Source organism: Achromobacter seleniivolatilans (assembly GCF_030864005.1).
GTDB lineage: Bacteria > Pseudomonadota > Gammaproteobacteria > Burkholderiales > Burkholderiaceae_B > Achromobacter > Achromobacter seleniivolatilans.
In genome coordinates this window covers 721,430-745,659 of the sequence record NZ_CP132976.1, presented here as the reverse complement: position 1 = coordinate 745,659, position 24,230 = coordinate 721,430, and the positions used below count along the sequence as shown (strand labels likewise).

Genomic DNA, 24,230 nt, shown 5'->3' with positions numbered 1-24,230 from the left:
CCTACGATGCGGCGGCCTTCGTCCAATCCGGTGCGCGTTTCTGTACGAAGGCGGCCAATCCTTCCGCCGCTTCAGGCGTGGCGGCCGCATTGCAAAACACCTCAACCGCAGTGGCGACCCTGCGCCGGTAGTCGTTGTCGTTCGCATACACAAAAGCGCGCCGACCCATGGCCAGCACCTGCCGGGGCTTGCTGGCCAAAGACTGAGCGAGCGCGCGTGCCTGCCCCAACAACTCTGCTTCGGGCACCACACGTGCAACCAGCCCCAACTCATGCGCCTCGCTGGCGCTGAAGGTACGGCCGGTGAACAACAAATCAAACGCCCGATGCTTGCCCACAATGCCCGGCAGATGCACATAGTGAATGGCAGGTAGCACCCCGACGTCGATTTCCGGATAGCCAAATGTGGCCGTGTCCGCTGCCACCACCATGTCGCTGGAAATGGCGACCGTCATGCCGCCGCCACGCACCGCGCCCGACACCACCGAAATCGAGGGCTTGCTCAGATTGAACTGCGCATCGTAGAGCTTGATGTAAAGCCGCGACAGCAATGCGTGAATGTGCAGCGGAGAACTGTCCAACAGCTTCTTCATATCCAGACCGGCGCAAAACCGTCCCGGCAAATCGCTGGCAATCAACACCGCGCGCACGCCAGCATCCGCGTTCGCACGTTCCAACGCGGTTATCAGTGCATCCAGCATTGCTACATCCAGTGCATTGACGGGTGCATGGCAAAGATGGATTTCGGCAATTCCGTCGCGCACGTCATAGCGCAAAAAATTCATCAGGCTTCTCCCGTTGACGCCGTCGCCTGCACGCTGCCTGCGGCGAGCATCGTTTCAATTTCCGCTGCTGTGTAGCCCAGCTCGGCCAAGATCTCCCGGCTGTGCTCACCCAGCAAAGGCGCGGCCAACTTGGCCTGACGGGGCTGACGCCCAAAACGCACCGGCAGACCGATGCTTTGCACCTCGCCCAACACGGGATGCTGCGTGGTCACAATCAGCTCACGCGCTGCCACTTGCGGATGCGCAAGCGCCTCGTCCAGTGTGTGAATCGCCGAACACGCCACGCCTGCGGGCTTAAGCGCTGTCAGCCAATCCTGCACGGTGCGAGTTCCAATAACGCCCTGCACCAGCGCAACCGTAGCGTCGAAGTTCCGCACGCGGTCTGCGTTACGCGCATAGTCAGGGCTATCCACTTGACCCAGACCCGCCACAGCGCAAAACCGCTGCCACTGCGCGTCATTGCCTACCCCCAGCATCAGATCGCCATCAGCTGCCCGAAACGCCTGGTACGGACACATCGCCGGATGTCCGGTTCCCATCCGCCGCGGAATCTGGCCAGATCGCCAATAGTTCTGCGCCATGTAGGACATCAAGCCTAGCGACGTGTCCAGCAGCGAGACATCCAGGTACTGGCCTTTGCCAGTCTGACTGCGCTCAAGCAGCGCAGCAAGAATCCCGCTTAACGCAAACGAACCTGTTCCCAGGTCCACGGGCGAAAAACTGGCTCGTGCAAAATTCCCTCCTGGCTCGCCCATGGTGCTGATCATGCCGCTAAACGCTTGCAGCATGACGTCGTATCCCGGTTCATCGCCCATCGGGCCTTCCCGGCCGTATCCCGAAATCTCGCAATAGATCAGCGCTGGATTCAGGCTGCTGAGCGTGTCGTAGTCCACGCCCAGACGCGCTGCGGTCTTGCCGCCAAAGCCTTGCAAAACCACATCTGATTTCTCAGCAAGCCGGTGCACGACGGCCCGGCCCTCGGGCGTCTTCAAATCCACCGCCAGGCTGCGCTTGTTGTGATTGACCGCCAGAAAGGTGGCCGATTGACCCGCTTCCTGAGGCAGCCACGCGCGCGTATCGTCGCCCGTTCCAACGGGCTCCACCTTGATGACGCGAGCGCCGAGCTCACCCAGATACTGCCCGCAAAGCGGGCCGGCCAGCACCTTGCTCAGGTCCAGAACCGTAATGTTTTTAAGCGGTGTCATAGGGATAGCGGCGGGCTTGTTCACTGCTCGGCCTTGAGACCAATAGCGTTCGCGGCTTCCGTCCATTGGGCGGTTTCACGTTGGAAGAACGCATCCAGCCCGGCAGGTGCGACGGGCAAGGCTTCCGCGCCGCGCTCTTGCATCGCCTTGCCATAAGCCGCATCTGCCACCACTCGCGCGACGGCAACGCGCAGCTTCTGCACCACCTCGGGCGGCGTACCGGCTGGCGCCTGCAACGAGAACCAGAACTTAAGATCCAGACTCGGGTAGCCGGTCTCTTTCAGCGTCGGCACATCCGGCAGGTTGGGCGAGCGCTCGGCTGACGTAATCGCCAGCGCCTTCAATCTGCCAGCCTGCACCTGGCCCAAGCTTGTGGACATGCTGTCAAACAGAAAGTCGATCTGGCCGCCGATCACGTCCGTCACCGCGTTCGCGCTGCCTTTGTAGGCCACGCCAACTGCCTGGAAATCCGCCAATTTCTGCAGCAGAGCGCCATAGACATGGGGCGAGCTGCCCGGGCCAAACGTCGCATAACTCAACCCGTTCGGAGCCGCGCGCCCGCGCTGCACCAGCTCGGCCAAGGTCTTGACCGGCGTGCGCTCAGGATTCACGACCAGCAGATTGGGCATCGCGCCCGTCACTCCGATTGGCACAAAGTCCTGCAACGGACGCATCTTCGCGCTGGGATACATCAACGGATTCACCGCCTGCATGCCCACCGTGTTGTGCATCAGCGTGTAGCCGTCGGCGGGACCATTGAGCACGCTTTGATAACCCACATTGCCGCTTGCCCCCGGCTTGTTCTGCACAATGACCTGCTGCCCCAGTTCTCGCGACAACGGCTCCGCCACAAGACGCGCAATGAAGTCAGTCGGGCCGCCTGCCGAAAACGGCACCAGCAACGTGATGGGTTTTGAGGGCCAGTTGTCGGCCAACGCAGGGGTGGCCAGAACGGCCGTAGCCAATCCAAGAACTAGTGCTTTGGTTAACGCCATGATGTCTCCGTATGTTTTTTCTAGTGCAGGCGATGCATTATCCGAAGCCGCTTGATATATTGGAAATACCGTTTAAATATGCAGGCCATAATAAAAACATGATGGCTTTGCTCACACAAAGGCCCATCACATGTCGATGTCGATTCGCGCAATGCAGTGCTTTGTTGCGGTGGTATCCACGGGATCGATCAGCCGGGCCGCCGCAACGCTGCACGTGGCGCAACCGGCACTCAGCCTGGTAATCCGAAACCTGGAAGAAGATCTGGGCGTCGTGCTGCTGCATCGCAGCGCCCGCGGCGTAACGCCAACCGCCGCCGGCACGCGCATGCTGGCGCACGCGCGAGAAATCCTGGGCCGTATCGATGCCGCACGCGCGGACGTCCGCGAAGACGTGAACGTCCCGCGCGGGACCGTCTCGCTGGCAATGTCGATGTCGATGGCAAAGCTGCTGACTGTGCCCCTGCTGCGTTTCAGCCTGGAACACTGGCCGGGTGTCTACATCAAGATTATCGAGTCCAGCACCGGGTACATCCCAGGCTTCGTCAGCTCCGGCCATGCCGACCTGGGCCTGACGTTCAGCGACGATGCCTCAGTCGACCTGCGCTTTGAACATCTGATGGAAGAAGAGCTCGTGGTCGTGTCGCCGCCCGCCGCCAAATCTGGCGGCAAGCCTCGCCCGTTCGCGTTGCAAACCTTGCCCGTGATGGACCTTGGTGAGTTGGCGGGTTTGCCGTTGGTGCTGCCAGGCAATCCGCACAGTCTTCGGCGGCTCTTGGATCAGTATCAACATCGGCAAAACGTGGAATTCCGCGTTATCGCCGAGGCTAATGCCATTCCGCAGTTGATCGAACTGGCGCAAGCCGGCATCGCCCACACCATCCTGTCTTACGAGGCGGTGCGAGCCGAAGCCGCGAGGGGGGATGTCGTGCTGCGCAGGGTCGTCAAACCCAGAATGACTCGGCCAGTATTCCTATGCCGGTCTGACGTGCTGCCCTTGTCCATGGCCGCATCCGCAGTGGCCGACCGGGTAAGCCGGATCATCACGGCGGCGGGCAGCATGGCTCCGTCCGCCATACGGGCTGGTGTTAAATAACGCGCTTTTCCACCGCCTGCGCCCAACGCCGCGCCACCGTTGGCGAGGTTGCGCACGTGGCGGAATCCGTCACCACCCGCACGGCGCGTTCCAGCAATTGAATATCCGCTTCGTGCTGACGCGCCACATGGGGGTCTTCAAAAAAGATCACGCGCTGGCATTGGTGCTCAAGCACCAGCTCCGCAATCTGCGCATCGCCGCCAAGCGGACCGCTCAGATAACGATGCACCCACGGTGTGTCCTTCGGCCAGCCGCGCGACCAAGCCAGCTCATTTAAGCGTCCGCCAGTGGTGCCCGTCGCGACGCGACGCGCAAACCGCGACAGCAAATCAAAGTGCTCGCTGGCAAAGGCCACCATCTCGTCTTTGAGCGCATCGTGGGCGATCATTGCCAAGGTCTGACCGGTGAAGTTGAAGTGGCGCGAGGCCGACGCATCCGGCGCCAAGCCCGCATGGATACGTTCAACTTCCATCCACTCAATGGCGCCTGCCAGCGTCGAAATAAACGGGCGTCCATGCGTAATGCACTGACGCTTCAAGGCCAGTGCCTCAGGGAAAATCGAAGAGGGATCAACCGGGTCGATCAAATAGATTGCGCCGTCAAACGGCGCCTGCCCGTCACGCCCTTCAGTCACGCGGGCAACCAGCTTCATCAGCCCGCCCTCACGCCCGTAGGGATAGCGAATCAGACCGCTATACCCTTGCAGCATGCCTTCTCGCACGATGGCATCGTGCGTGCGGCCGACGGTGTGCAATTGCACCCCCAGCTCGCGTATCGTGGACGAGCACGCGCGCAACCAGGTGAACAAGGCGGCATCAGGCGTTTCGTGATGCAGTCGATTGGCGGCCAGGCCAAAACGCAATTGGGCAGCGGGCATCGGTAGACTCAGGCAGGTAAGGACAACAAGCGAAGCCTTGATGATACCGTGACCGTCCCGGCTGCGGCATAGCAAAGCAGAAATCCCAAAGCGCCGTCCACGTAGCGGGCGGCAACTTTCGATCCAAACAAAAACGCTCCCCGAAGGGAGCGTTTTGCGAAGCACGGTCAGTCCGCTTCGTCGATCCAGGCCATCTGAATGGCTTCGAGGATTTTCTCGCCACTATGGGCGGGATCATCGCTGAAGCCAGGCAGGGCCATGACCCATTCGCGCAACTGCGTAAACCGCAACGTCTTGGGGTCCACGTCAGGATGTGCATCCACCAATGCGGTGGCGATATCGTAGGTGTCGGTCCACTTCATCAATGGTCCTCTTTCGCGTGGTTGATGGTGTACTTGGGGATCTCGACCGTCAGGTCCGCATCGGTCACCAGCGCCTGGCACGACAGACGCGACGTCGGCGCCAGCCCCCAGGCCTTATCCAGCAAATCTTCTTCATCATCCGTCGCATCTTCCAGCGACGTATAACCTTGCTTGATCACCACATGACAGGTCGTGCACGCACACGACAATTCGCAGGCGTGTTCGATATCAATATGGTTGTCCAGCAACACTCGGCAGATCGACACGCCCTTGGGCGCATTTTCGATCACGGCGCCTTCAGGGCAGTAATCGGGATGAGGCAATACAGTCAGTTTCGGCATAACTTCTTATCAGGCAATCTCATCAAGTTTGCGGCCTGCCAGCGCGGCGCGGATACTGCGATCCATTCGCCGTGCAGCAAAGTCGTCGGTCGCGGCCGACAGGGCCTCGACCGCGTCTTTCACCGTGTCCACATCCTGGGCGTCTTGCGCCCCGATAGCCGCTTGCAGGCATTCATCTACGCGCTTGCGTTCATCCGCGTCGAGCAGGTCGCCGTCAGCGGCTAGCGCCGCCTGCACGGATTCCACCAACTGGCGCGCGTCCACTTGCTGTTCACGCAACATGCGGGCACGGGCGTCGCTATCCGCTTGCGACACGCTATCAGCCAGCATCTGCGCGATCTCGTCATCCGACAAGCCGTACGACGGTTTGACCGACACCGCAGCCTCGACACCCTTGCTCTGCTCGCGAGCTGTCACACTCAGCAAACCGTCCGCATCCACCTGGAAGGTCACGCGAATACGCGCAGCGCCCGCCACCATGGGCGGAATTCCGCGCAACTCAAAACGCGCCAGCGACCGCGAATCTGCAACCAGATCGCGCTCACCCTGCACCACGTGGATGCTCATGGCCGTCTGGCCATCCTTGAACGTTGTGAACTCCTGCGCACGCGCCACGGGAATGGTGCTGTTGCGCGGAATCACGCGCTCAACCAGACCACCCATGGTTTCCAAGCCCAGCGACAGCGGAATCACATCCAGCAGCAGCCAGTCTTCGCCCGGCGCGCGATTGCCAGCCAGCAAATTGGCCTGCAAGGCAGCGCCCAGCGCCACCACTTGATCGGGGTCCAGATCGGTCAAAGGCTCAGTGCCGAACACCTTGCCCACGGCAGCGCGCACGACGGGCATGCGCGTCGCGCCGCCCACCATCACCACGCCACGCACATCCGCCGGCTTCAGCGCCGCATCGCGCAGGGCGCGGCGCGCGCAATCCAGCGTGCGCTCAATCAGCGGCGCGGCCAGCTTTTCGAATTCACTACGCGTCAAAGCCAGATCAACCTTGCGGCCATCAGACAACGCCAACGACAGGTGAGCCGACTCGGCGTCGGACAAGGCTTCACGCGCAGCGCGGGCAGCCATCAACAAGCCGCGGCGATCCGCTGGCGACAACTCGCCGGCAGCCAAACCCGCAACAGCGTGATCCGCGATCAACGCATCAAAGTCATCCCCGCCCAGCGCAGTATCGCCGCCAGTGGAAATCACTTCGAACACGCCTTGGGTCAGACGCAGAATGGATATATCAAAAGTGCCGCCGCCCAAGTCATACACGGCATACACACCTTCCGAAGCGTGATCCAGCCCGTAGGCAATCGCCGCAGCGGTGGGTTCGTTCAGCAAGCGCAGCACATTCAGACCGGCCAACCGGGCCGCGTCGCGGGTCGCCTGGCGCTGCGCATCATCGAAATACGCGGGAACGGTAATCACGGCGCCAACCAGATCGTCGCCCAGTACATCTTCCGCCCGCTGACGCAACACCGCCAGAATCTGTGCCGACACTTCGACCGGGCTCAGATCGCCCTGCGCGGTGCGGATTCGCACCATGCCGGGCGCATCCACGAATTCATAAGGCGCACGCGTCGCGCGCGCTTCTTCAAGCGAGCGGCCCATGAACCGCTTCACCGACACAACGGTATTTAAAGGATCTTCGGCCTGCTGAGCCAGCGGCTCGCGGCCAGTCGTGACTTTGCCGCCCGGAAAATAACGCACCGCCGACGGCAACAAAGCGTGGCCTTCCGCGTCGGGTAGCACTTCCGCAACGCTGCTGCGCACGGCCGCGACTAGAGAATTGGTAGTACCCAGATCGATCCCCACCGCCAGCTTGCGCTGGTGCGGTGCGGGCGACTCACCGGGCTCGGAAATCTGCAATAAGGCCATGATTCTATTTTTCTGGTCAGTAGGCCGCGTTGTCCTGGCGCCCGTCGCACGGACGCCCCAACGCGCCTTTGGCTATCCAGCGGGTTGGGCGTGGGCCAGCTCGTTTGCCAGCTTTTCCACGAACATCCATTCCCGCACCTTGAGCCCGGCGGCAGCATAGTTGCGCTCGTCATCCAGCAGCCGCGACAGCGTGGCGCGCATCGCGGCACGCGCCTCCTGCAATTCCGTCTGCAAGGCGTCCAACGCGCGAGCATCGCCACGCGCGTCGTCCAGCATCTCGCGCCAGGTCATCTGCTGCATCAGGAACTCGGTGTCCATGGACGTGTTGCTCTCGGTCTGCAAGTCGACCCCGGCCTGCTCGCACAAGTAACGGGCGCGCAGCAAGGGATCGCGCAACACCCGGTATGCCTCATTGGCACGGGCGGCCCACTGCATGGCCACGCGGCGTTCCGCAGGGCTAGCCGTAGCATAGCGATCCGGGTGCACCTGCGCGGCGACAGCTCGCCACGCGGTTTCCAATGCTTGCGCGTCCAGGTCGAAGCGAGCCTGCAAGCCGAACAGGCTGAAGTGATCGTCTCCAGCCAAGACTTACACCGTGAACGACTCGCCGCAGCCGCAGGTCGCCTTTTCGTTGGGGTTGCGGAACTTGAAACCTTCGTTCAGGCCTTCGCGGGCATAGTCCAGCTCGGTGCCATCCAGATAAGCCAGGCTCTTCGGGTCCACAAAGACCTTCACGCCAAAGCTTTCGAACACGGTGTCTTCCGGCGCCGAGTCGTCCACGTATTCCAACTTATAGGCCATGCCGGAGCAGCCCGTCGTCCTAACGCCGAGCCGCAAGCCAATACCCTTTCCGCGCTTTTGCAAGTAGCGGCCGATATGGGTTGCAGCCTGTTGGGTCAGGGTAACGGACATGATCAGCCCGCCACAGCTTCGGCCGGAACCGAATGCTTTTCTTTGTAGTTCTGCACCGCGGCCTTGATCGCGTCTTCGGCCAGGATCGAACAGTGAACCTTCACAGGCGGCAGGGCCAGTTCTTCAGCGATCTGCGTATTGCGGATGTTCATCGCTTCGTCCAGCGTCTTGCCCTTGACCCATTCGGTCACGAGCGAGCTGGAGGCGATGGCCGAGCCGCAGCCGTAGGTCTTGAACCGTGCGTCTTCAATCACGCCCGACTCATTGACCTTGATTTGCAGCTTCATCACGTCGCCACAGGCCGGCGCGCCGACCATGCCGGTACCGACCGACTCGTCCGACTTGTCGAACGAACCGACGTTGCGCGGGTTTTCGTAGTGATCCAGTACTTTAGTGCTGTAAGACATGTTTTTTCTCCACGTATTTCTTGGCGCGGGCGCTTAGTGCGCAGCCCACTGCACGGTGTTCAAGTCGATGCCTTCCTTGGCCATTTCCCACAGCGGCGACATATCGCGCAGCTTGCCAACCCGGCTCTTCAACAGCTCAATGGCGTAATCCACTTCCTTTTCGGTCGTGAAGCGGCCCAGCGTGAAACGGATCGAACTGTGTGCCAACTCGTCGTTGCGGCCCAGGGCGCGCAACACATAGGACGGCTCCAGGCTGGCTGACGTGCAGGCCGAACCGCTCGACACGGCCAGTTCCTTGATCGCCATGATCAGGGACTCGCCTTCGACATAATTGAAGCTGACATTCAGGTTGTGCGGAACGCGCTGGTCCATATCGCCGTTCAGGTAGACCTCTTCGATCTGCGACAGGCCATTCCAGAGACGGTCGCGCAGCATGCGGATACGCTCGTTCTCGGTGCCCATTTCTTCGCGAGCCAGGCGGAAAGCCTCGCCCATGCCAACGATCTGGTGCGTGGCAAGCGTGCCGGAGCGGAAACCGCGCTCATGGCCGCCACCGTGCATTTGCGCTTCGATGCGGATACGCGGCTTGCGGCGCACATAAAGCGCGCCGATGCCCTTGGGGCCGTAAGTTTTGTGCGCCGAGAACGACATCAGGTCGACCTTCAGCTTTTGCAGATCGATTTCCACCTTGCCAGTTGCCTGCGCGGCGTCCACGTGGAAAATAATGCCCTTTTCGCGGCAGATCTCGCCCAGGGCTTCGATGTCCTGAATAACGCCAATTTCGTTGTTCACCATCATCACCGACACCAGCACGGTATCGGGGCGCAACGCAGCCTTGAAGGTGTCCAGGTCGATCAGGCCATCGTCTTTCACGTTCAGGTACGTGACTTCGAAGCCTTGACGTTCCAGCTCACGACAGGTGTCCAGCACGGCTTTGTGCTCGGTCTTGACCGTAATGATGTGCTTGCCGCGTTCCGCGTAGAAATTCGCGGCGCCCTTGATAGCCAGGTTGTTGGATTCCGTAGCGCCGGACGTCCAGACGATTTCGCGCGGGTCTGCATTGACCAGCTTGGCGACTTCTTCGCGGGCGCGTTCGACGGCGTCTTCGGACTCCCAGCCAAACGCGTGGCTACGCGATGCCGGATTGCCAAAGTTCTCGTACAGCCAAGGCACCATCTTGTCCACGACGCGGGGGTCGACGGGGGTCGTGGCCGAATAGTCCAGATAAATCGGGCGGGTGGTCATTTGTACAACTCCTGATGCTTCTTATACGGTGGCATTGGCAGCGACGGTCGTGGTCGGGGCATTGGCGGCAGTCGTAGCGCCCCCTACCCTGTTCACACGCACCGAGCAAGCCTGCGCTTGATTGTTGGCTTCCTGCAATTGGCGCACGCGCTGCTGATCAACCAGATCTTGCAGGGACACCGAATCCAGGTAATCGACCATCTTGCGATTCAACGTGGCCCAGAGCTCGTGCGTCATGCACTTGCCCGGCTTGCCGTCGTTGCCGCTCGTACAGTCCCGCTTTCCGCCACAGCTGGTGGCGTCCAACGGCTCATCGACCGCAAAGATAATGTCGGCCACGGTCACGTTGCGTGCAAGACGCGCAAGCGAGTAACCGCCGCCCGGACCGCGTACGCTGTCCACGAGTTCGTGGCGACGCAGTTTCCCGAACAACTGTTCAAGATAAGAAAGCGAAATATTCTGACGCTGGCTGATGGCCGCAAGAGTGACCGGGCCGCTATGCTGCCGCATAGCCAGATCGATCATGGCAGTCACGGCGAAACGCCCTTTGGTAGTTAGCCGCATGGTGGGTTCCCTGTGAATCGGCAATGGCCGCCAGCGAATCCAGCGACCAATACCCGAGTAATTGGGTCAAGTATAGCCTATTCCCGACTAATTTGGTATGGCTACTGACCAGAAAAAACCGCGCTGTTGCGCGGTTTTTTTACTGCCAAGTACCCCGGAAGCCGCACTACAGGCGGCTCTACGGGACCAGCGGTCATGCCGCCTGGTACTGGGTCGCGCGCTTACGGACTAGTTCAAGAACACCCTGACAGGCGTCTTCCAGATAATCGAGCACCTTGCCGAAGCCGTCAGCGCCGCCATAGTACGGATCGGGCACAGTGGCCTCTTCGAACTCATTGGCAAAACGCATCAACAGCATCAGCTTGTGCTGATAAATCTTGGGGCACTGCTGCTGCATCGCAGACAGGTTATCCCAATCCATGGCGAGGATAAGGTCAAAGTCGCGGAAATCTTCAGCCGTGACCTGACGCGCCTCGCAGTGCGTGATCTCGTAGCCGCGCTTACGCGCCGCAGCCTGCGCCCGGGCATCAGGCGCCTCGCCGATATGAAACGCGTGCGTGCCGGCGGAGTCGATGCGAACAGAGTCGCCCAAACCCGCGTCATTCACCAAATGGCGAAACACGCCCTCTGCGCTCGGCGAGCGACAGATATTGCCCATGCAAACGAAAAGTACCTTGGTCATCATGGGAGTAAGTGTGCGGGAAAACCCGAGATAAGGCAAGCTTTTTTTGCGGTTGCCAGATTGGGCAGGCGGAAATTTTCTCTGCAACTTATTCCTTAATAATCAATTAGTTGCAGAACAATTAGCGACTATGGGTGAAGCTGGCAACCGTACTTTTCTGAAGATTAAGAGACAGCAAATCGACTGGGCCGCTTTTTGTTGAATTCAGCTTTACGTAAGCAAATAAGCCCAGCCGAATGTAGCCCTGAAATCACACCGCCCCGCCCAAAAGCACCCGCTGCTTCAATGCTGTCAAGGCATCCCGGGCGGCCGCTGCCTGCTCGAATTCCAGGTTTCGGGCGTGGTCCATCATCAGTTTTTCCAAGCGCTTGAGCTCGCGCGCCAGCGCCTTTTCGTCCTTCAGGAACTCGGCGGGAACAGCCGCTTCCAGCGCATCGTGCTGCACCGGCGCCACAATGCCATCGATCAATTCCCGCACAGCCTTATGCACGCCACGGGCCGTAATGCCATTGTCGATATTGAATTGCAGTTGCTTGGCTCGACGCCGGCTGGTTTCTTCCATGGCACGCTGCATGGAATCCGTAATGCGATCCGCATACAGAATGGCGTGGCCGTTCAAATTGCGCGCCGCGCGCCCAATAGTCTGAATCAAGCTGCGTTCCGATCGCAGGAAGCCTTCTTTGTCTGCATCCAGAATCGCCACAAGCGACACCTCGGGAATGTCCAACCCTTCTCGCAGCAGGTTGATCCCTACCAGCACATCGAACATACCCAGGCGCAAGTCGCGCAGGATTTCCACGCGCTCGACGGTGTCGATATCAGAGTGCAGGTAGCGCACCTTTATCCCATGCTCGCTCAGGAAGTCGGTCAGGTCTTCCGCCATGCGCTTGGTCAGCGTGGTGACAAGCACCCGTTCGCTTAGCGCAGTACGCGCCTTGATCTGGCCCAGCAAGTCATCCACCTGCGTGCGGGCAGGCAGCACTTCGACCAAGGGGTCGACCAGACCCGTCGGCCGCACCACCTGCTCCACCACATTATCGGTGTGCTCTTTCTCGTAAGCCGCAGGGGTCGCCGACACGAAGACGCATTGGCGCATCCGGGTCTCGAACTCCTCGAGCTTGAGCGGGCGGTTATCCAGCGCGGACGGCAGGCGGAAGCCGTACTGCACCAATGTTTCCTTGCGCGAGCGGTCGCCGCGGTACATGCCGCTTAACTGCCCGATCGTCACGTGGCTTTCGTCGATGAACATCAGAGCATCGGACGGCAGGTAGTCAATCAGCGTGGGCGGCGGATCACCAGGCGCGGCACCGGAAAGATGCCGCGAGTAGTTTTCGATACCCTTACAGAAGCCCAGCTCTTGCAGCATTTCCAGATCGAAACGGGTGCGCTGCTCCAGGCGCTGCGCCTCGACCAGATGGCCGTCGTCGATATAGCGCTTGACGCGGTCACGCAGCTCTTCCTTGATTGTTTCGATAGCGCGCAGCACCGTATCGCGCGGCGTCACATAGTGCGACCCGGGGTACACCGTGAAGCGCGGCAGCTTTTGGCGGATACGGCCGGTCAAGGGATCAAAAAGCTCCAGGCTTTCGATCTCGTCATCAAACAGGGTCAGCCGCAACGCCAACTCGGCGCTTTCCGCAGGGAAGATATCAATGGTTTCGCCGCGCACGCGGAATACGCCGCGGGTGAACTCGGCGTCGTTACGCGTGTATTGCATGGCAACCAGACGCGCCAGAATCTCGCGGCGGGATATCTGATCACCGCTGCGCAAAATCAGGACCATCGCGTGGTAATCGCCGGGGTTGCCGATACCGTAGATGCACGACACTGTGCCCACAATGATCGTGTCACGGCGTTCCAGCAGGCTCTTGGTGGCCGAGAGCCGCATCTGCTCGATGTGTTCATTGATGGACGAGTCTTTCTCAATGAACAGATCGCGCGTCGGCACATAGGCCTCGGGCTGGTAGTAATCGTAGTAAGAGACGAAGTATTCGACAGCGTTCTTCGGAAAGAACTCCCGCATCTCCGCGTAGAGCTGCGCGGCCAGAGTCTTATTAGGGGCCAGAACCAGCGCGGGACGGCCCATCTGGGCAATCACGTTCGCCATCGTGTAGGTCTTGCCCGAGCCAGTCACCCCCAGCAGGGTCTGAAACATCAGGCCGTCCTCAACCCCTTGCGTCAATGCTTCTATAGCTGCGGGCTGATCGCCGGCGGGCGGATAGGGCTGATAAAGGTGAAACGGGCTGTTGGGATAATCGATGAACCCTGGCCCCGCAACGGGACCGGCCCCTCCCCCCGAAATGGGGGCTTCCACAACAGGGGCAACGGCAGCCGCGTCCGCACTCTTGTCCATTGCACCACTCGGGTCTATTGAACTCTTAGGCATGCTAGACTGTTCCAGGGTAAACCCCCCATTATCCACAGCACACCGTACTGCGTCCACCCATCCTCATCAGAGTCCCATGAGCACCCTTTTCGATTCCGTCGAACTCGCGCCGCGCGACCCCATTCTTGGTCTGAACGAACAATACAACGCGGATACGCGTCCGGGTAAAGTAAACCTGGGCGTGGGCGTGTACTACGACGACCAGGGACGTATCCCGCTGCTGGCCGCAGTACGCAAGGCTGAAACCGCCCGTATTGAAGCTGCCGCTGCGCGCGGCTATCTGCCGATTGAAGGCATCGCCGGCTACAACCAGGGTGCGCAAGCGCTGCTGCTGGGCAAGGATTCCGCGCTGGCTGCCGCCGGCCGTGTGCTGACCACCCAAGCACTGGGCGGCACGGGCGCACTGAAGATCGGCGCCGATTTCCTGCGCCAGTTGCTGCCCACCTCCAAGGTGCTGATCAGCAACCCCAGCTGGGAAAACCACCGCGCACTGTTTGAACGCGCCGGTTTTGAAGTTGGCACGTACTCGTACTACGACGCGACCACCCGCGGCTTGAATTTTGACGCCATGCTGGCGGATCTTAAGGCCGCGCCGGCCAAGACCGTCGTCGTGCTGCACGCTTGCTGCCACAACCCGACCGGCGTGGACCCTACTGACGATCAGTGGAAGCAGATCGCCGCAGTCGTGAAAGAAAACAACCTGGTCCCGTTCCTCGACATCGCCTATCAGGGCTTTGGTGAAGGCCTGACGGAAGATGCTTCGGTCGTGCGCATGTTCGCCGACCTGGACATGACCATGTTCATCAGCTCGTCGTTCTCCAAGTCGTTCTCGCTGTACGGCGAGCGCGTTGGCGCCCTGACGGTAGTGGCTGGCAACAAGGAAGAAGCCACTCGCGTGCTGAGCCAGTTGAAGCGCGTCATCCGCACCAACTACTCCAACCCGCCCACCCATGGCGGCACGGTTGTGTCGACCGTTCTGAACACCCCTGAGCTGTTTGCCATGTGGGAAGAAGAGCTGGCCGGCATGCGCGATCGTATTCGCCTGATGCGCAAGCAACTGGTCGAGAAGATCAAGGAACACGGCGGCAAGCAGGACTTCAGCTTCGTGCTGGAACAGCGCGGCATGTTCTCGTACTCGGGCCTGACCTCCGCGCAAGTGGATCGCCTGCGTGAAGAACACGGCGTCTATGCCGTGTCCAGCGGCCGCATCTGCGTGGCTGCACTGAACAGCGGCAACATCGACAAGGTTGCCGCCGGTATCGCAGCAGTGCTGTAAAGCGCTAACGCGCTTTGCTAGCCGGCCCTTTGCGGGGCGCTGCTTGCTGCTATAGAACGGAGCCCAAGGGCTCCGTTTTGCTTTGCTGCCCTTCCCCTGGCTTGCTTTTTTATGCTGCGTCCCCCAGAATGACGCTGTATATATGTACAGTCCGCTCACCCCGGAATCGCCATGGCCAGCAAACTCACTGATCGCCAACAACAAATCCTGGACCTCATCAGGCAGACCGTCACGCGCACCGGCTTTCCGCCGACGCGTGCCGAAATCGCCCAAGCCCTCGGTTTTCGTTCCCCCAATGCAGCAGAAGATCACCTCAAGGCTTTAGCCCGTAAAGGCGCCATTGAGCTGACCGCAGGCGCGTCACGCGGTATCCGCCTGAAAGACTCCTCGCCCGCCGCATCGCAAGCCTCTTTTGTGCCCTCGCTGGCGCAACTGCTGCTGCCGCTGGTTGGCCGTGTGGCTGCAGGCAGCCCCATTCTTGCTGCCGAGCACGTCGAACGCGAGGTGGGCGTCGACCCGCACCTGTTTGCTCAAGCGCCCGACTACCTGCTAAAGGTGCGCGGCATGAGCATGCGCGACGCTGGCATCCTGGAAGGCGATCTGCTTGCGGTTAAAAAAGCGTCTGAAGCCCGCAATGGCCAAATCGTTGTGGCCCGCTTGGGCGACGACGTCACAGTCAAGCGACTCCAGCGCACCAACGGCCATATCGAGCTCCTGCCCGAAAACCCCGACTTCCAAACGATCATCGTCGAAGCTGATCAGGAGTTCGCGCTTGAAGGCATCGCTGTCGGCCTGATCCGCACACACGCGCTGCATTAGTGCGTGTGGGCCGGGCCAGGGAATTAACGGCACCAAGCATTCGCTTATTTTCCTGCCTGCCCTCCACAGCAAGACCCAAAAACAAAACCCCGCCAATGAGCGGGGTTTTGTATTAGAGCGCCCCTTTACGAAGGCGCCCTTGGGGTGGGGATCAGTGCTTCAACACCGGATCGGTCGAACCAGGCTCAGCTGGTTTGGCAACCAGAGGTTCCTTGACGGCTTCTTCCTCAGCCAAGGGCTCAGGCAGACGCTCCAAGGCCAGCTCCAGAACCTTGTCGATCCAACGCACCGGAACGATCTCAAGGTGGTTCTTGACGTTATCCGGGATCTCCGCCAAATCCTTGACGTTTTCTTCCGGGATCAAGACCGTCTTGATGCCGCCACGATGGGCTGCCAGCAGTTTTTCCTTCAAGCCGCCGATTGGCAACACTTCGCCGCGCAACGTAATTTCGCCGGTCATAGCGACATTGGCGCGCACAGGGATGCGTGACAAGGCCGACACCATGGCCGTCGTGATCGCGATACCCGCAGACGGACCGTCCTTGGGCGTCGCACCTTCCGGCACGTGCACGTGCATGTCGTGCTTCTCGAACACGCTGTCGGCAAAGCCCAGACGGCGAGCCCGCGAACGCACCACGGTACGAGCAGCTTCGACCGATTCCTTCATCACGTCGCCAAGCGAACCCGTGCGTTGGATGACGCCCTTACCCGGCATGTCCGCGACTTCAATCGTCAGCAGGTCGCCACCGACTTCCGTCCAGGCCAGACCAGTGACTTGGCCAATCTGGTTTTCCTTTTCGGCCATACCGAAGGCGTAGCGGCGCACGCCCAGGAAATCGCTCAGGTTGTCGCCCGTGACATTAACCGCCTTGGCCTCAAGGGTCTTGCCCTCGGCCTTCGCACGATCCGTCTGGGTCAGCAGCTGTTTGATCACCTTGCGGCAGATCTTGCCCACTTCGCGCTCAAGCGCACGGACACCAGCTTCGCGGGTGTAGTAGCGCACGATGTCGCGCAGCGCGCTGTCGTCCACGGTCAGTTCGCTATCCTTAACGCCGTTGTTTTTCATCAGCTTGGGCAGCAGATGGTCGCGGGCGATATGGATCTTTTCCTCTTCCGTATAACCGGACAGGCGGATCACTTCCATACGGTCCAGCAGGGCCGGCGGAATATTCAGCGTGTTGCTGGTCGCGACGAACATGACGTCCGACAGGTCAAAATCGACCTCGATATAGTGGTCCTGGAACGTATGGTTTTGTTCCGGGTCCAGCACTTCGAGCAATGCCGACGACGGGTCGCCACGGAAGTCCATGCCCAGCTTGTCAATTTCATCAAGCAGGAACAACGGATTGCGAACGCCAACCTTCGACATGTTCTGAACAATCTTGCCCGGCATCGAGCCAATGTACGTACGACGATGGCCGCGAATTTCGGCTTCGTCGCGCACGCCGCCCAGCGCCATGCGAACGAACTTGCGGTTCGTTGCCTTGGCGATAGACTGCCCAAGCGAAGTCTTACCGACGCCCGGAGGGCCTACCAGGCACAGAATCGGCGCCTTGATCTTGTCCACGCGTTGTTGAACGGCAAGATATTCAAGAATACGTTCTTTGACCTTCTCCAGACCATAGTGGTCGTTATCCAGCACCGTTTCCGCGTTGCTGATGGAGTTGTTGATCTTGCTCTTCTTTCTCCAGGGGAGATTGATGAGCGTATCGATATAGTTGCGCACCACGGTGGCTTCAGCCGACATGGGCGACATGAGCTTGAGCTTCTTCAGCTCGGCATCGGCCTTCTTACGCGCCTCTTTCGGCATGTGGGCAGCGATGATCTTCTTTTCAAGCTCTTCGATGTCCGCGCCTTCTTCGCCCTCGCCCAACTCCTTCTGAATGGCTTTGACCTGCTCATTCAAGTAGTAGTCGCGCTGGCTCTTTTCCATCTGCTTCTTCACGCGGCCGCGAATCCGCTTCTCGACCTGAAGAATGTCGATTTCGGTTTCAAGCTGCGTAAGCAAGCCTTCAAGGCGCTCGGAAGTACCGACGATCTCCAGCATCTTTTGCTTCTGCTCGAGCTTCAGCGGAAGATGCGCGGCGATCGTGTCAGCCAGGCGTCCTGCATCATCGATGCCGGCCAGCGAGGTCAGGATCTCCGGGGGAATCTTTTTGTTGAGCTTCACGTACTGCTCAAACTGGGCAACGATCGCGCGGCGCAGAGCCTCGGTTTCGGAACCTTGCATGGCGTCCGGTTCGATCGGCGCCACCTGGCAGGTGAAGTGCGAATCGGCATCTTCGATGCTGTTGATGCGGGCGCGCTGGGTGCCTTCAACCAGCACCTTGACGGTGCCATCGGGCAACTTGAGCATTTGCAAAATGCCGGCAACGCATCCGATTTCGTACACGTCTTCGGGCGTAGGGTCATCTTTGCCCGCGGACTTTTGGGCCACGAGCATGATGCTCTTACCCGCTTCCATCGCAACCTCGAGCGCGCGAATTGAGCGCGGTCGGCCGACGAACAGCGGGATGACCATGTGCGGAAACACCACGACATCGCGAAGTGGGAGCAGGGGCAGGTCGATCGGGTCGGAAGGCAGGGTCTGGCTGGCAGACATAGGAGGTTCCTCGGTATGACTCAACGTATCGGGGACAGGAGGCTCGGGTATACCCCAAGCAATCCGCGTCAGTTACGTCTGTTATGGGAACAATAGCCGAAAATTCAAGATCCCGGCTGCCCGATAATCGAAAGGCAAAAAAAAATGCCCGCAATGGGCTGCCGGAAGGAAAAAAACCCGTTACAGGAACGGGCTTTTTTGAAATATCAGGCCGCGGCGTCGCGGACTTCTCCGCGCTCCGGCTTTTCAGCCGCGCTGGTCTCGTCTGCGTAGATCAACAAAGGCTTACCCTCGCCTTCGATGGCGTTCTCGTCCACCACCACACGCTTGACGTTGCCCTGGGAGGGCAGCTCATACATGGTGTCCAGCAGTGTTTGCTCGATGATGGAACGCAGGCCACGTGCACCGGTCTTGCGCTTGAGCGCCTTGCGGGCGATCGCCTTCAATGCGGCGGGCCGCAGATCAAGCTCAGCGCCTTCCATGGCAAACAGCTTCTGGAATTGCTTGAGCAAGGCGTTCTTGGGCTCGGTCAGGATTTGCACCAAAGCCGCCTCGTCCAGCTCATCCAGCGTGGCGACCACGGGCAGACGGCCAACGAGTTCGGGAATCAGACCAAACTTGATCAGATCTTCGGGTTCGACTTCAGAGAAGAGCTCGCCCACACCGCGCTCGGACTTGGCCCGAACCGATGCCGAGAAACCAATGCCCGATTTCTCGGTGCGATCCCGGATGACCTTTTCCAGTCCGTCGAAGGCGCCGCCCACGATGAACAGAATGTTGGTCGTATCCACCTGGACGAAGTCCTGGTTCGGATGCTTGCGCCCGCCTTGCGGGGGCACCGAGGCGACCGTGCCTTCGATCAACTTCAGCAAAGCCTGTTGCACGCCCTCGCCCGATACATCACGGGTAATGGACGGGTTATCGGACTTGCGGGAAATCTTGTCGATTTCATCGATGTAGATAATGGCGCGTTGCGCCTTCTCGACTTCGTAGTTGCAGTTTTGCAGCAACTTTTGAATGATGTTTTCGACGTCTTCGCCCACGTAACCGGCTTCGGTCAGCGTGGTTGCATCGGCCATGACGAAAGGCACATTCAGCATGCGCGCCAGCGTCTGAGCCAACAGCGTCTTGCCCGACCCCGTGGGGCCGATCAGCATGATGTTGCTCTTGGAGAGCTCGACTTCGTCACCCTTGATCTCGCCGTGACGAATGCGCTTGTAATGGTTGTAGACGGCCACGGCCAGCATACGCTTGGGCGAGTTTTGCCCAATAACGTACTGGTCAAGGAACGTCTTGATTTCGGCCGGAGTAGGCAGTTCGGAACGAATCGCCGCACGCGCGGTAGCTTGCGCTTCCTCGCGGATGATGTCGTTGCACAGGTCTATGCATTCATCGCAGATGAATACCGACGGACCCGCGATCAGCTTGCGGACTTCATGCTGGCTTTTATTGCAAAACGAGCAATGCAGCACTTTTGCGTCTGCCGATCCCTTTTTTTCAGGCATATTTGTTTCGTATCTCAGGTAAAGATGCGCCAGACCGAATAGAGGGTCCGGCGCATGCGCTTACGCAAACTTGGCGGCAGCGGGCTTGGATCAACCGGGAAGTCAGCCTTCCGAGCGGGAGGTCATTACCTTGTCCACCAGTCCATACGATACCGCATCTTCGGCTGACATGAAGTTGTCACGTTCCGTGTCCAACCCGATGCGCTCCATCGTCTGGCCGGTGTTATCGGCCAAAATGCGGTTCAGGCGTTCGCGCAGGTCCAGGATCTCGCGAGCCTGAATCTGGATATCGGACGCTTGACCTTGGGCGCCGCCCGAGGGCTGATGGATCATGATGCGCGAGTTGGGCAGCGTGAAACGCTTGCCCTTCTTGCCAGCCGCCAGCAGGAACGCACCCATGCTGGCCGCGAGGCCCGTGCACAGGGTGGATACGTCCGGCTTGATGAACTGCATGGTGTCAAAAATGGCCATCCCCGCGTACACCGACCCGCCAGGCGAGTTGATGTACAGGGAAATGTCCTTGTCAGGATTCTCCGATTCCAGGAACAGCAACTGCGCCACAACCAGGTTGGCCGTTGTGTCGTTGACCGGGCCCACCAGGAAAATGAGCCGTTCGCGGAGCAGACGCGAGTAGATGTCGTAGGCGCGCTCACCGCGCCCCGACTGCTCGATAACCATGGGAATGTAGCCCAGGCCGGTGGGGGTCACCGAAGACCCGCCATTCATTGCCGCATAGAAATCGGTGAATCTCTGCATAGTGTTACGCCATCCCCATCAACTGATCGAAAGGCACCTTTTCTTCGGTGACCTTAGCCTTGTCCAGCACGTGCGCGACAACATTGTCTTCCAGCACGATAGCCTCGATTTCAGCACGACGCTGGCGGTCAGCCAGGTAATAGCTGACAACCTGAGCGGGTTGTTCGTAGTTTTCGGCGAATTCTTCAATGCGCGCGCGAACTTGCTCGGGCTTGGCTTGCAGCTGGGCTTCCTTGACCAGTTCCGACACCAACAGGCCCAGACGGACGCGGCGCTCGGATTCGGTCGAGAAGGCTTCAGCCGGGATCGGCACGGATTCGGCGTTGGGGATGCCACGCTGCTTGAGCTCTTCGCGAGCAGCGGCGACACGGCCTTGAACGTCGTTGTCGACCAGCGACTTCGGCACGTCGAACTTGGCGGCTTCGACCAGGGCGTCCATGACGCTGGACTTGGTACGGCCAGCCGAACGCGTCTTGACTTCACGTTCGATGTTGCTGCGGATGTCGGCCTTCAGCTTTTCGATGTCGCCTTCGGCTTGGCCGAGGGACTTGGCGAATTCGCTGTTCAGCTCGGGCAGAACGCCTTCAGCCACTTCCTTGACGGTAATGGTGAATTCAGCGGTCTTGCCAGCAACTTCCACGCCTTGGTAGTCGTCGGGGAACTTGAGTTCGAAGACCTTGGTTTCGCCAGCCTTCAGGCCGCGAGCAGCTTCTTCGAATTCCGGCAACATGCGGCCTTGGCCGAGCACGAACGGGAAGTCTTCAGCCTTGCCACCTTCGAACGGCACGCCGTCGATGGTGCCGGCGAAGTCCAGAGTGACGCGGTCGCCGTCTTGCGAGGCGCGGTCTGCACGGGCTTCAAACGTGGCGCGCTGCTTACGCAGAACGTCCAGGGTTTGTTGCACTTCGGCGTCGGTGACCGGGGTTTCGTAGCGGGTCACGGCCAGAGCCGACAGATCCGGTACGGCGACTTCAGGATAGACCTCGAACGTGGCGGAGAACGCCAGCGTGTCGTCGGTAACGCCTTCAGTCTTGGGCTCGAGATTCGGGGCGCCAGCGACGCGCAACTTGGCGCCGTCGATGGCTTGTTCGAAGGCACGGCCAACTTGGCTATTGATCACGTCGTAGCGGATGCTGGGGCCATGGCTGCGCTCGAGCATAGCGAGCGGAGCTTTACCCGGGCGGAAGCCGGGGACCTTGGCGGTGCGAGCCACGCGCTTTAATTGCGCCTGGACTTCCTTTTCGACGTCGGCCACCGAGACGGCCAGATCAACACGGCGCTCCAGGCCGGAGAGGGTTTCAACCACAGGCTGCATTAAAAGACCTATTTTCCGAGAGATAAGAGATGACGGGCGGATAAACGCGCCATTTTACCGGAAACTTCCGGAACACTGACGCAAAGGGGCGCGAGCCCCCGGAAAAGCCCGGATACTCGCGCCCCATTTCCACCCGGAATGGGAGAGCAAACGTCGATTGGACGTCTTATTTTGCCTTGGCGATGCGATCTTCGATGTGCTGAGCGCGCTTTGCCGAGGACGGGTGCGAGCTCATCATATCGCTCTTGCCGCCATCGAGCTCGGCCAGCTTCTGGAACGCGGTGACCAGACCACGGGTATTCAGCTTCTTGGCTTGCAGTTGATCAAACGAATAATCGTCCGCAGCGCTTTCCTGCGATTGCGAGAATTGCGCATTGATGAACTTTTCGGTCACGTCGCCCAGCTGCGACGAGCTCAGGGCCGAAATCGTGGCGCCACCAGCAGCGCCAGCCGCGTCACGGGCAGCGGCGACCGTGTAGGCCGTTTGCATGGCCTTCTTGCTGTGACCCAGCGCAACGTGGCCAATTTCGTGGCCAACCACGCCCAGGACCTCGTCGTCCGTCATCATGTCCATCAGGCCGCTGTAGACGCGGATGCAGCCGTTGGCCATGGCCCAGGCGTTGACGTCCTTGGTCAGGTAGACCTTGTAGCTGGCCTTTTGGCCGTTGACCGTGCCGCCCAGCGATTTGGCAATCTTTTGCAGACGGGCGTCGTACTTGCTGCCCGGCGCGGCGATCTTCTCTTGAGAATCGCTTTGTGCGCAGGCCTTGTCCGATAGCGTTTTGAGATCGGCATCGCTCAGGGTGGCGGCTTGAACCACTTTGCTGCCAGCTCCCACCAGGCCCCCGATATCCAGGGCATGCGAGGCCGAGTAAGGGGCAAGCGCAACTGCCAAAGCGGCGACGGTGTAGCGGATCTTCATGAGAACAAACTCCTATTGACTGGCTCAGTGCGAAGAAGCGGGCAATTCTATATACGCCGAAAGCTCTCTAACCGTTTCGCCACACAGTTTCGCAAATGGCAGGTTCGCTTACATAAAAGTGCTGCAAGACATATCCAACCATGCTACCGACAAAAAAAACAGATTCCTGCCGTCACGAGGCATTGATAGAATTGCCGCCGCGCTTTTTTTCGCACACCCCCTTCGGCTCGCACCCAACATGATCCAGAACCCCCCTCCCCGCCTAGGTCTGCTGCCCAGCTTGATTTTCAGTTCCCGCTGGCTGCAGTTGCCGCTATACCTGGGCCTGATCGTCGCACAAGGCGTCTATGTCCTGTTGTTCCTGAAAGAGCTGTGGCACTTGCTGACGCATGCCAACAGCTTTGGTGAAATGGAGATCATGCTGCTGGTGCTGGGCTTGATCGATGTGGTCATGATTTCCAACCTGCTCGTCATGGTGATCGTGGGCGGCTATGAGACCTTTGTGTCACGTTTGCGCTTGCATAATCATCCCGACCAGCCGGAATGGCTAAGCCACGTCAATGCCAGCGTGTTGAAGGTCAAGTTGGCAATGGCCATTATCGGCATCTCGTCCATCCATCTGCTGCGCACCTTCATTGAAGCCGGAACAATCGGCACGCCCAACGCTCGCTTTACGGAAGCGGGCGTAATGTGGCAGACGATCATCCACGCGCTGTTCATCCTGTCAGCGCTGGGCATCGCCCTGGTGGACAAGCTGGCAACGCCGCCTGCCAAGCACTGAAAAAAAACGCCCTAAAAAAAGCCCCCATACGTTGCGTATGGGGGCTTTTTTATGGGCCGAACACCGGGGACATGCCCGGAGCGCTACCCGGAAAAGGTCAGGCCGCGACCTTGATGTTTTTTGCGCTCGGACCCTTGGGGCCGGTACCGACCTCGAAGGTGACGCGCTGATTTTCCTGCAAGGACTTATAGCCTTCGCTGCGGATTTCAGAGTAATGGGCGAAAAGATCTTTGCTACCGTCGTCGGGCATGATGAAGCCATAACCCTTTTCGGCGTTGAACCACTTAACTATGCCGGTTGCCATGGAGTGTCCTTGAACCTAGAAAAAGCGATTGCTCGCGGGGCGCCAGATCATCAAGGATGGGAGAGGAAGCAACCGCAGCACCACTGACGGCAACAAGTTAAACGCAGACCGCGTCTCTTGAAAATCTCGCTGAACCCAGTGTATTGGTGAACGCAGAAAAACGTCAAATATGCGAACGACGGATCTATAGAGACGATCCGCCGCAACCCGATATTTTCACGTTGG

General features: G+C 59.7%; 24 protein-coding genes. 4 read left to right on the top strand and 20 right to left on the bottom strand.

The genetic code is table 11. The annotated features are described in order from the left end of the window. Window position 1: 1 nt before the first annotated feature. The 3 genes from RAS12_RS03390 to RAS12_RS03380 are packed head-to-tail and all read right to left on the bottom strand — an operon-like array spanning window position 2 to window position 2,984. A complete protein-coding gene (locus tag RAS12_RS03390; protein ID WP_306945116.1) occupies window positions 2-784 on the bottom strand; it encodes an enoyl-CoA hydratase/isomerase family protein in 783 nt (260 codons plus the stop codon). Then, entirely contained in the window at window positions 784-1,989 is a 1,206-nt protein-coding gene (locus tag RAS12_RS03385) for a CaiB/BaiF CoA transferase family protein (protein WP_306945115.1), read from the bottom strand. Before RAS12_RS03385 ends, RAS12_RS03390 begins: the two co-directional genes overlap by 1 nt. Before the next feature lie 20 nt (window positions 1,990-2,009). Continuing rightward, a complete protein-coding gene (locus RAS12_RS03380; protein WP_306945114.1) occupies window positions 2,010-2,984 on the bottom strand; it encodes a Bug family tripartite tricarboxylate transporter substrate binding protein in 975 nt (324 codons plus the stop codon). Between the two features lie 130 nt (window positions 2,985-3,114). Between RAS12_RS03380 and RAS12_RS03375 the strand changes: the two genes are divergently transcribed. After that, window positions 3,115-4,077 carry a LysR family transcriptional regulator gene (locus RAS12_RS03375; RefSeq protein WP_306945112.1) on the top strand — a complete coding sequence of 321 codons (963 nt, stop codon included), beginning with the start codon at window positions 3,115-3,117 and terminating at the stop codon, window positions 4,075-4,077. Here the strand turns inward: RAS12_RS03375 and RAS12_RS03370 are convergent. From RAS12_RS03370 to uvrB, 11 genes are all read right to left on the bottom strand, one after another. Next, a complete protein-coding gene (locus RAS12_RS03370; protein WP_306945109.1) occupies window positions 4,070-4,954 on the bottom strand; it encodes a methylglyoxal synthase in 885 nt (294 codons plus the stop codon). The genes RAS12_RS03375 and RAS12_RS03370 overlap by 8 nt on opposite strands. A gap of 167 nt (window positions 4,955-5,121) precedes the next feature. Next, window positions 5,122-5,316: a Fe-S cluster assembly protein IscX gene (gene iscX / locus RAS12_RS03365; RefSeq protein WP_306945107.1), complete on the bottom strand. Its 195-nt coding sequence runs from the start codon at window positions 5,314-5,316 to the stop codon at window positions 5,122-5,124. Then, entirely contained in the window at window positions 5,316-5,657 is a 342-nt protein-coding gene (fdx, locus tag RAS12_RS03360; RefSeq protein ID WP_306945105.1) for an ISC system 2Fe-2S type ferredoxin, read from the bottom strand. Before fdx ends, iscX begins: the two co-directional genes overlap by 1 nt. Before the next feature lie 9 nt (window positions 5,658-5,666). Beyond that, a complete protein-coding gene (gene hscA / locus RAS12_RS03355; RefSeq protein WP_306945103.1) occupies window positions 5,667-7,529 on the bottom strand; it encodes a Fe-S protein assembly chaperone HscA in 1,863 nt (620 codons plus the stop codon). Window positions 7,530-7,601: 72 nt separating this feature from the next. Then, on the bottom strand, window positions 7,602-8,114 hold the full coding sequence (hscB, locus tag RAS12_RS03350; RefSeq protein ID WP_306945101.1) for a Fe-S protein assembly co-chaperone HscB: 513 nt from the start codon (window positions 8,112-8,114) through the stop codon (window positions 7,602-7,604). 3 nt (window positions 8,115-8,117) lie between these two features. Further along, the gene (gene iscA / locus RAS12_RS03345) at window positions 8,118-8,441 is read right to left on the bottom strand and encodes an iron-sulfur cluster assembly protein IscA (protein ID WP_306945099.1); all 324 of its coding nucleotides are present in this window, start codon (window positions 8,439-8,441) and stop codon (window positions 8,118-8,120) included. Between the two features lie 2 nt (window positions 8,442-8,443). After that, a complete protein-coding gene (gene iscU / locus RAS12_RS03340; protein ID WP_306945097.1) occupies window positions 8,444-8,848 on the bottom strand; it encodes a Fe-S cluster assembly scaffold IscU in 405 nt (134 codons plus the stop codon). Between the two features lie 33 nt (window positions 8,849-8,881). Next, window positions 8,882-10,093 carry an IscS subfamily cysteine desulfurase gene (locus RAS12_RS03335; RefSeq protein WP_306945094.1) on the bottom strand — a complete coding sequence of 404 codons (1,212 nt, stop codon included), beginning with the start codon at window positions 10,091-10,093 and terminating at the stop codon, window positions 8,882-8,884. Between the two features lie 21 nt (window positions 10,094-10,114). Further along, the gene (iscR, locus tag RAS12_RS03330; RefSeq protein ID WP_306945092.1) at window positions 10,115-10,657 is read right to left on the bottom strand and encodes a Fe-S cluster assembly transcriptional regulator IscR; all 543 of its coding nucleotides are present in this window, start codon (window positions 10,655-10,657) and stop codon (window positions 10,115-10,117) included. A gap of 193 nt (window positions 10,658-10,850) precedes the next feature. Next, window positions 10,851-11,342, bottom strand: coding sequence for a low molecular weight protein-tyrosine-phosphatase (locus tag RAS12_RS03325; protein ID WP_306945088.1), 492 nt, complete (start codon window positions 11,340-11,342; stop codon window positions 10,851-10,853). Between the two features lie 247 nt (window positions 11,343-11,589). Then, a complete protein-coding gene (gene uvrB / locus RAS12_RS03320) occupies window positions 11,590-13,692 on the bottom strand; it encodes an excinuclease ABC subunit UvrB (RefSeq protein WP_306945087.1) in 2,103 nt (700 codons plus the stop codon). 109 nt (window positions 13,693-13,801) lie between these two features. On the opposite strand from uvrB, the gene RAS12_RS03315 reads away from it, so the two are divergent. Both RAS12_RS03315 and lexA read left to right on the top strand, forming a co-directional pair. Continuing rightward, window positions 13,802-15,001 carry an amino acid aminotransferase gene (locus RAS12_RS03315; protein WP_306945084.1) on the top strand — a complete coding sequence of 400 codons (1,200 nt, stop codon included), beginning with the start codon at window positions 13,802-13,804 and terminating at the stop codon, window positions 14,999-15,001. A gap of 171 nt (window positions 15,002-15,172) precedes the next feature. Next, the gene (lexA, locus tag RAS12_RS03310) at window positions 15,173-15,820 is read left to right on the top strand and encodes a transcriptional repressor LexA (protein ID WP_306945082.1); all 648 of its coding nucleotides are present in this window, start codon (window positions 15,173-15,175) and stop codon (window positions 15,818-15,820) included. Window positions 15,821-15,971: 151 nt separating this feature from the next. Here the strand turns inward: lexA and lon are convergent, their stop codons facing one another. From lon to loiP, 5 genes are all read right to left on the bottom strand, one after another. Beyond that, complete coding sequence (lon, locus tag RAS12_RS03305; RefSeq protein ID WP_306945080.1) at window positions 15,972-18,422, bottom strand: endopeptidase La; 2,451 nt, start codon at window positions 18,420-18,422, stop codon at window positions 15,972-15,974. A gap of 206 nt (window positions 18,423-18,628) precedes the next feature. After that, window positions 18,629-19,927 (bottom strand): ATP-dependent Clp protease ATP-binding subunit ClpX, encoded by a 1,299-nt coding sequence (gene clpX / locus RAS12_RS03300; RefSeq protein ID WP_306945078.1) that lies wholly within the window; start codon window positions 19,925-19,927, stop codon window positions 18,629-18,631. A 102-nt stretch (window positions 19,928-20,029) separates the two neighbouring features. Further along, window positions 20,030-20,683, bottom strand: a complete 654-nt coding sequence (clpP, locus tag RAS12_RS03295) for an ATP-dependent Clp endopeptidase proteolytic subunit ClpP (RefSeq protein ID WP_306945076.1) — start codon at window positions 20,681-20,683, stop codon at window positions 20,030-20,032. A gap of 4 nt (window positions 20,684-20,687) precedes the next feature. Then, window positions 20,688-21,998, bottom strand: coding sequence for a trigger factor (tig, locus tag RAS12_RS03290; RefSeq protein WP_306945074.1), 1,311 nt, complete (start codon window positions 21,996-21,998; stop codon window positions 20,688-20,690). Window positions 21,999-22,164: 166 nt separating this feature from the next. Continuing rightward, window positions 22,165-22,920 carry a metalloprotease LoiP gene (gene loiP / locus RAS12_RS03285; protein WP_306945072.1) on the bottom strand — a complete coding sequence of 252 codons (756 nt, stop codon included), beginning with the start codon at window positions 22,918-22,920 and terminating at the stop codon, window positions 22,165-22,167. Window positions 22,921-23,158: 238 nt separating this feature from the next. Between loiP and RAS12_RS03280 the strand changes: the two genes are divergently transcribed. Further along, complete coding sequence (locus tag RAS12_RS03280) at window positions 23,159-23,701, top strand: TIGR00645 family protein (protein ID WP_306945070.1); 543 nt, start codon at window positions 23,159-23,161, stop codon at window positions 23,699-23,701. Between the two features lie 97 nt (window positions 23,702-23,798). On the opposite strand, the gene RAS12_RS03275 is transcribed toward RAS12_RS03280, so the two are convergent. Further along, on the bottom strand, window positions 23,799-24,005 hold the full coding sequence (locus RAS12_RS03275; RefSeq protein ID WP_006225311.1) for a cold-shock protein: 207 nt from the start codon (window positions 24,003-24,005) through the stop codon (window positions 23,799-23,801). Window positions 24,006-24,230 lie beyond the last annotated feature (225 nt).

Excerpts from the sequence above, each read along its gene's own strand:
- RAS12_RS03390 (WP_306945116.1), bottom strand. The coding sequence starts at position 784 with ATGAATTTTTTGCGCTATGACGTGCGCGACGGAATTGCCGAAATCCAT.
- RAS12_RS03385 (WP_306945115.1), bottom strand. The coding sequence starts at position 1,989 with ATGACACCGCTTAAAAACATTACGGTTCTGGACCTGAGCAAGGTGCTG.
- RAS12_RS03380 (WP_306945114.1), bottom strand. The coding sequence starts at position 2,984 with ATGGCGTTAACCAAAGCACTAGTTCTTGGATTGGCTACGGCCGTTCTG.
- RAS12_RS03375 (WP_306945112.1), top strand. The coding sequence starts at position 3,115 with ATGTCGATGTCGATTCGCGCAATGCAGTGCTTTGTTGCGGTGGTATCC.
- RAS12_RS03370 (WP_306945109.1), bottom strand. The coding sequence starts at position 4,954 with ATGCCCGCTGCCCAATTGCGTTTTGGCCTGGCCGCCAATCGACTGCAT.
- iscX (WP_306945107.1), bottom strand. The coding sequence starts at position 5,316 with ATGAAGTGGACCGACACCTACGATATCGCCACCGCATTGGTGGATGCA.
- fdx (WP_306945105.1), bottom strand. The coding sequence starts at position 5,657 with ATGCCGAAACTGACTGTATTGCCTCATCCCGATTACTGCCCTGAAGGC.
- hscA (WP_306945103.1), bottom strand. The coding sequence starts at position 7,529 with ATGGCCTTATTGCAGATTTCCGAGCCCGGTGAGTCGCCCGCACCGCAC.
- iscA (WP_306945099.1), bottom strand. The coding sequence starts at position 8,441 with ATGTCCGTTACCCTGACCCAACAGGCTGCAACCCATATCGGCCGCTAC.
- iscU (WP_306945097.1), bottom strand. The coding sequence starts at position 8,848 with ATGTCTTACAGCACTAAAGTACTGGATCACTACGAAAACCCGCGCAAC.
- RAS12_RS03335 (WP_306945094.1), bottom strand. The coding sequence starts at position 10,093 with ATGACCACCCGCCCGATTTATCTGGACTATTCGGCCACGACCCCCGTC.
- iscR (WP_306945092.1), bottom strand. The coding sequence starts at position 10,657 with ATGCGGCTAACTACCAAAGGGCGTTTCGCCGTGACTGCCATGATCGAT.
- RAS12_RS03325 (WP_306945088.1), bottom strand. The coding sequence starts at position 11,342 with ATGATGACCAAGGTACTTTTCGTTTGCATGGGCAATATCTGTCGCTCG.
- uvrB (WP_306945087.1), bottom strand. The coding sequence starts at position 13,692 with ATGGACAAGAGTGCGGACGCGGCTGCCGTTGCCCCTGTTGTGGAAGCC.
- RAS12_RS03315 (WP_306945084.1), top strand. The coding sequence starts at position 13,802 with ATGAGCACCCTTTTCGATTCCGTCGAACTCGCGCCGCGCGACCCCATT.
- lexA (WP_306945082.1), top strand. The coding sequence starts at position 15,173 with ATGGCCAGCAAACTCACTGATCGCCAACAACAAATCCTGGACCTCATC.
- lon (WP_306945080.1), bottom strand. The coding sequence starts at position 18,422 with ATGTCTGCCAGCCAGACCCTGCCTTCCGACCCGATCGACCTGCCCCTG.
- clpX (WP_306945078.1), bottom strand. The coding sequence starts at position 19,927 with ATGCCTGAAAAAAAGGGATCGGCAGACGCAAAAGTGCTGCATTGCTCG.
- clpP (WP_306945076.1), bottom strand. The coding sequence starts at position 20,683 with ATGCAGAGATTCACCGATTTCTATGCGGCAATGAATGGCGGGTCTTCG.
- tig (WP_306945074.1), bottom strand. The coding sequence starts at position 21,998 with ATGCAGCCTGTGGTTGAAACCCTCTCCGGCCTGGAGCGCCGTGTTGAT.
- loiP (WP_306945072.1), bottom strand. The coding sequence starts at position 22,920 with ATGAAGATCCGCTACACCGTCGCCGCTTTGGCAGTTGCGCTTGCCCCT.
- RAS12_RS03280 (WP_306945070.1), top strand. The coding sequence starts at position 23,159 with ATGATCCAGAACCCCCCTCCCCGCCTAGGTCTGCTGCCCAGCTTGATT.
- RAS12_RS03275 (WP_006225311.1), bottom strand. The coding sequence starts at position 24,005 with ATGGCAACCGGCATAGTTAAGTGGTTCAACGCCGAAAAGGGTTATGGC.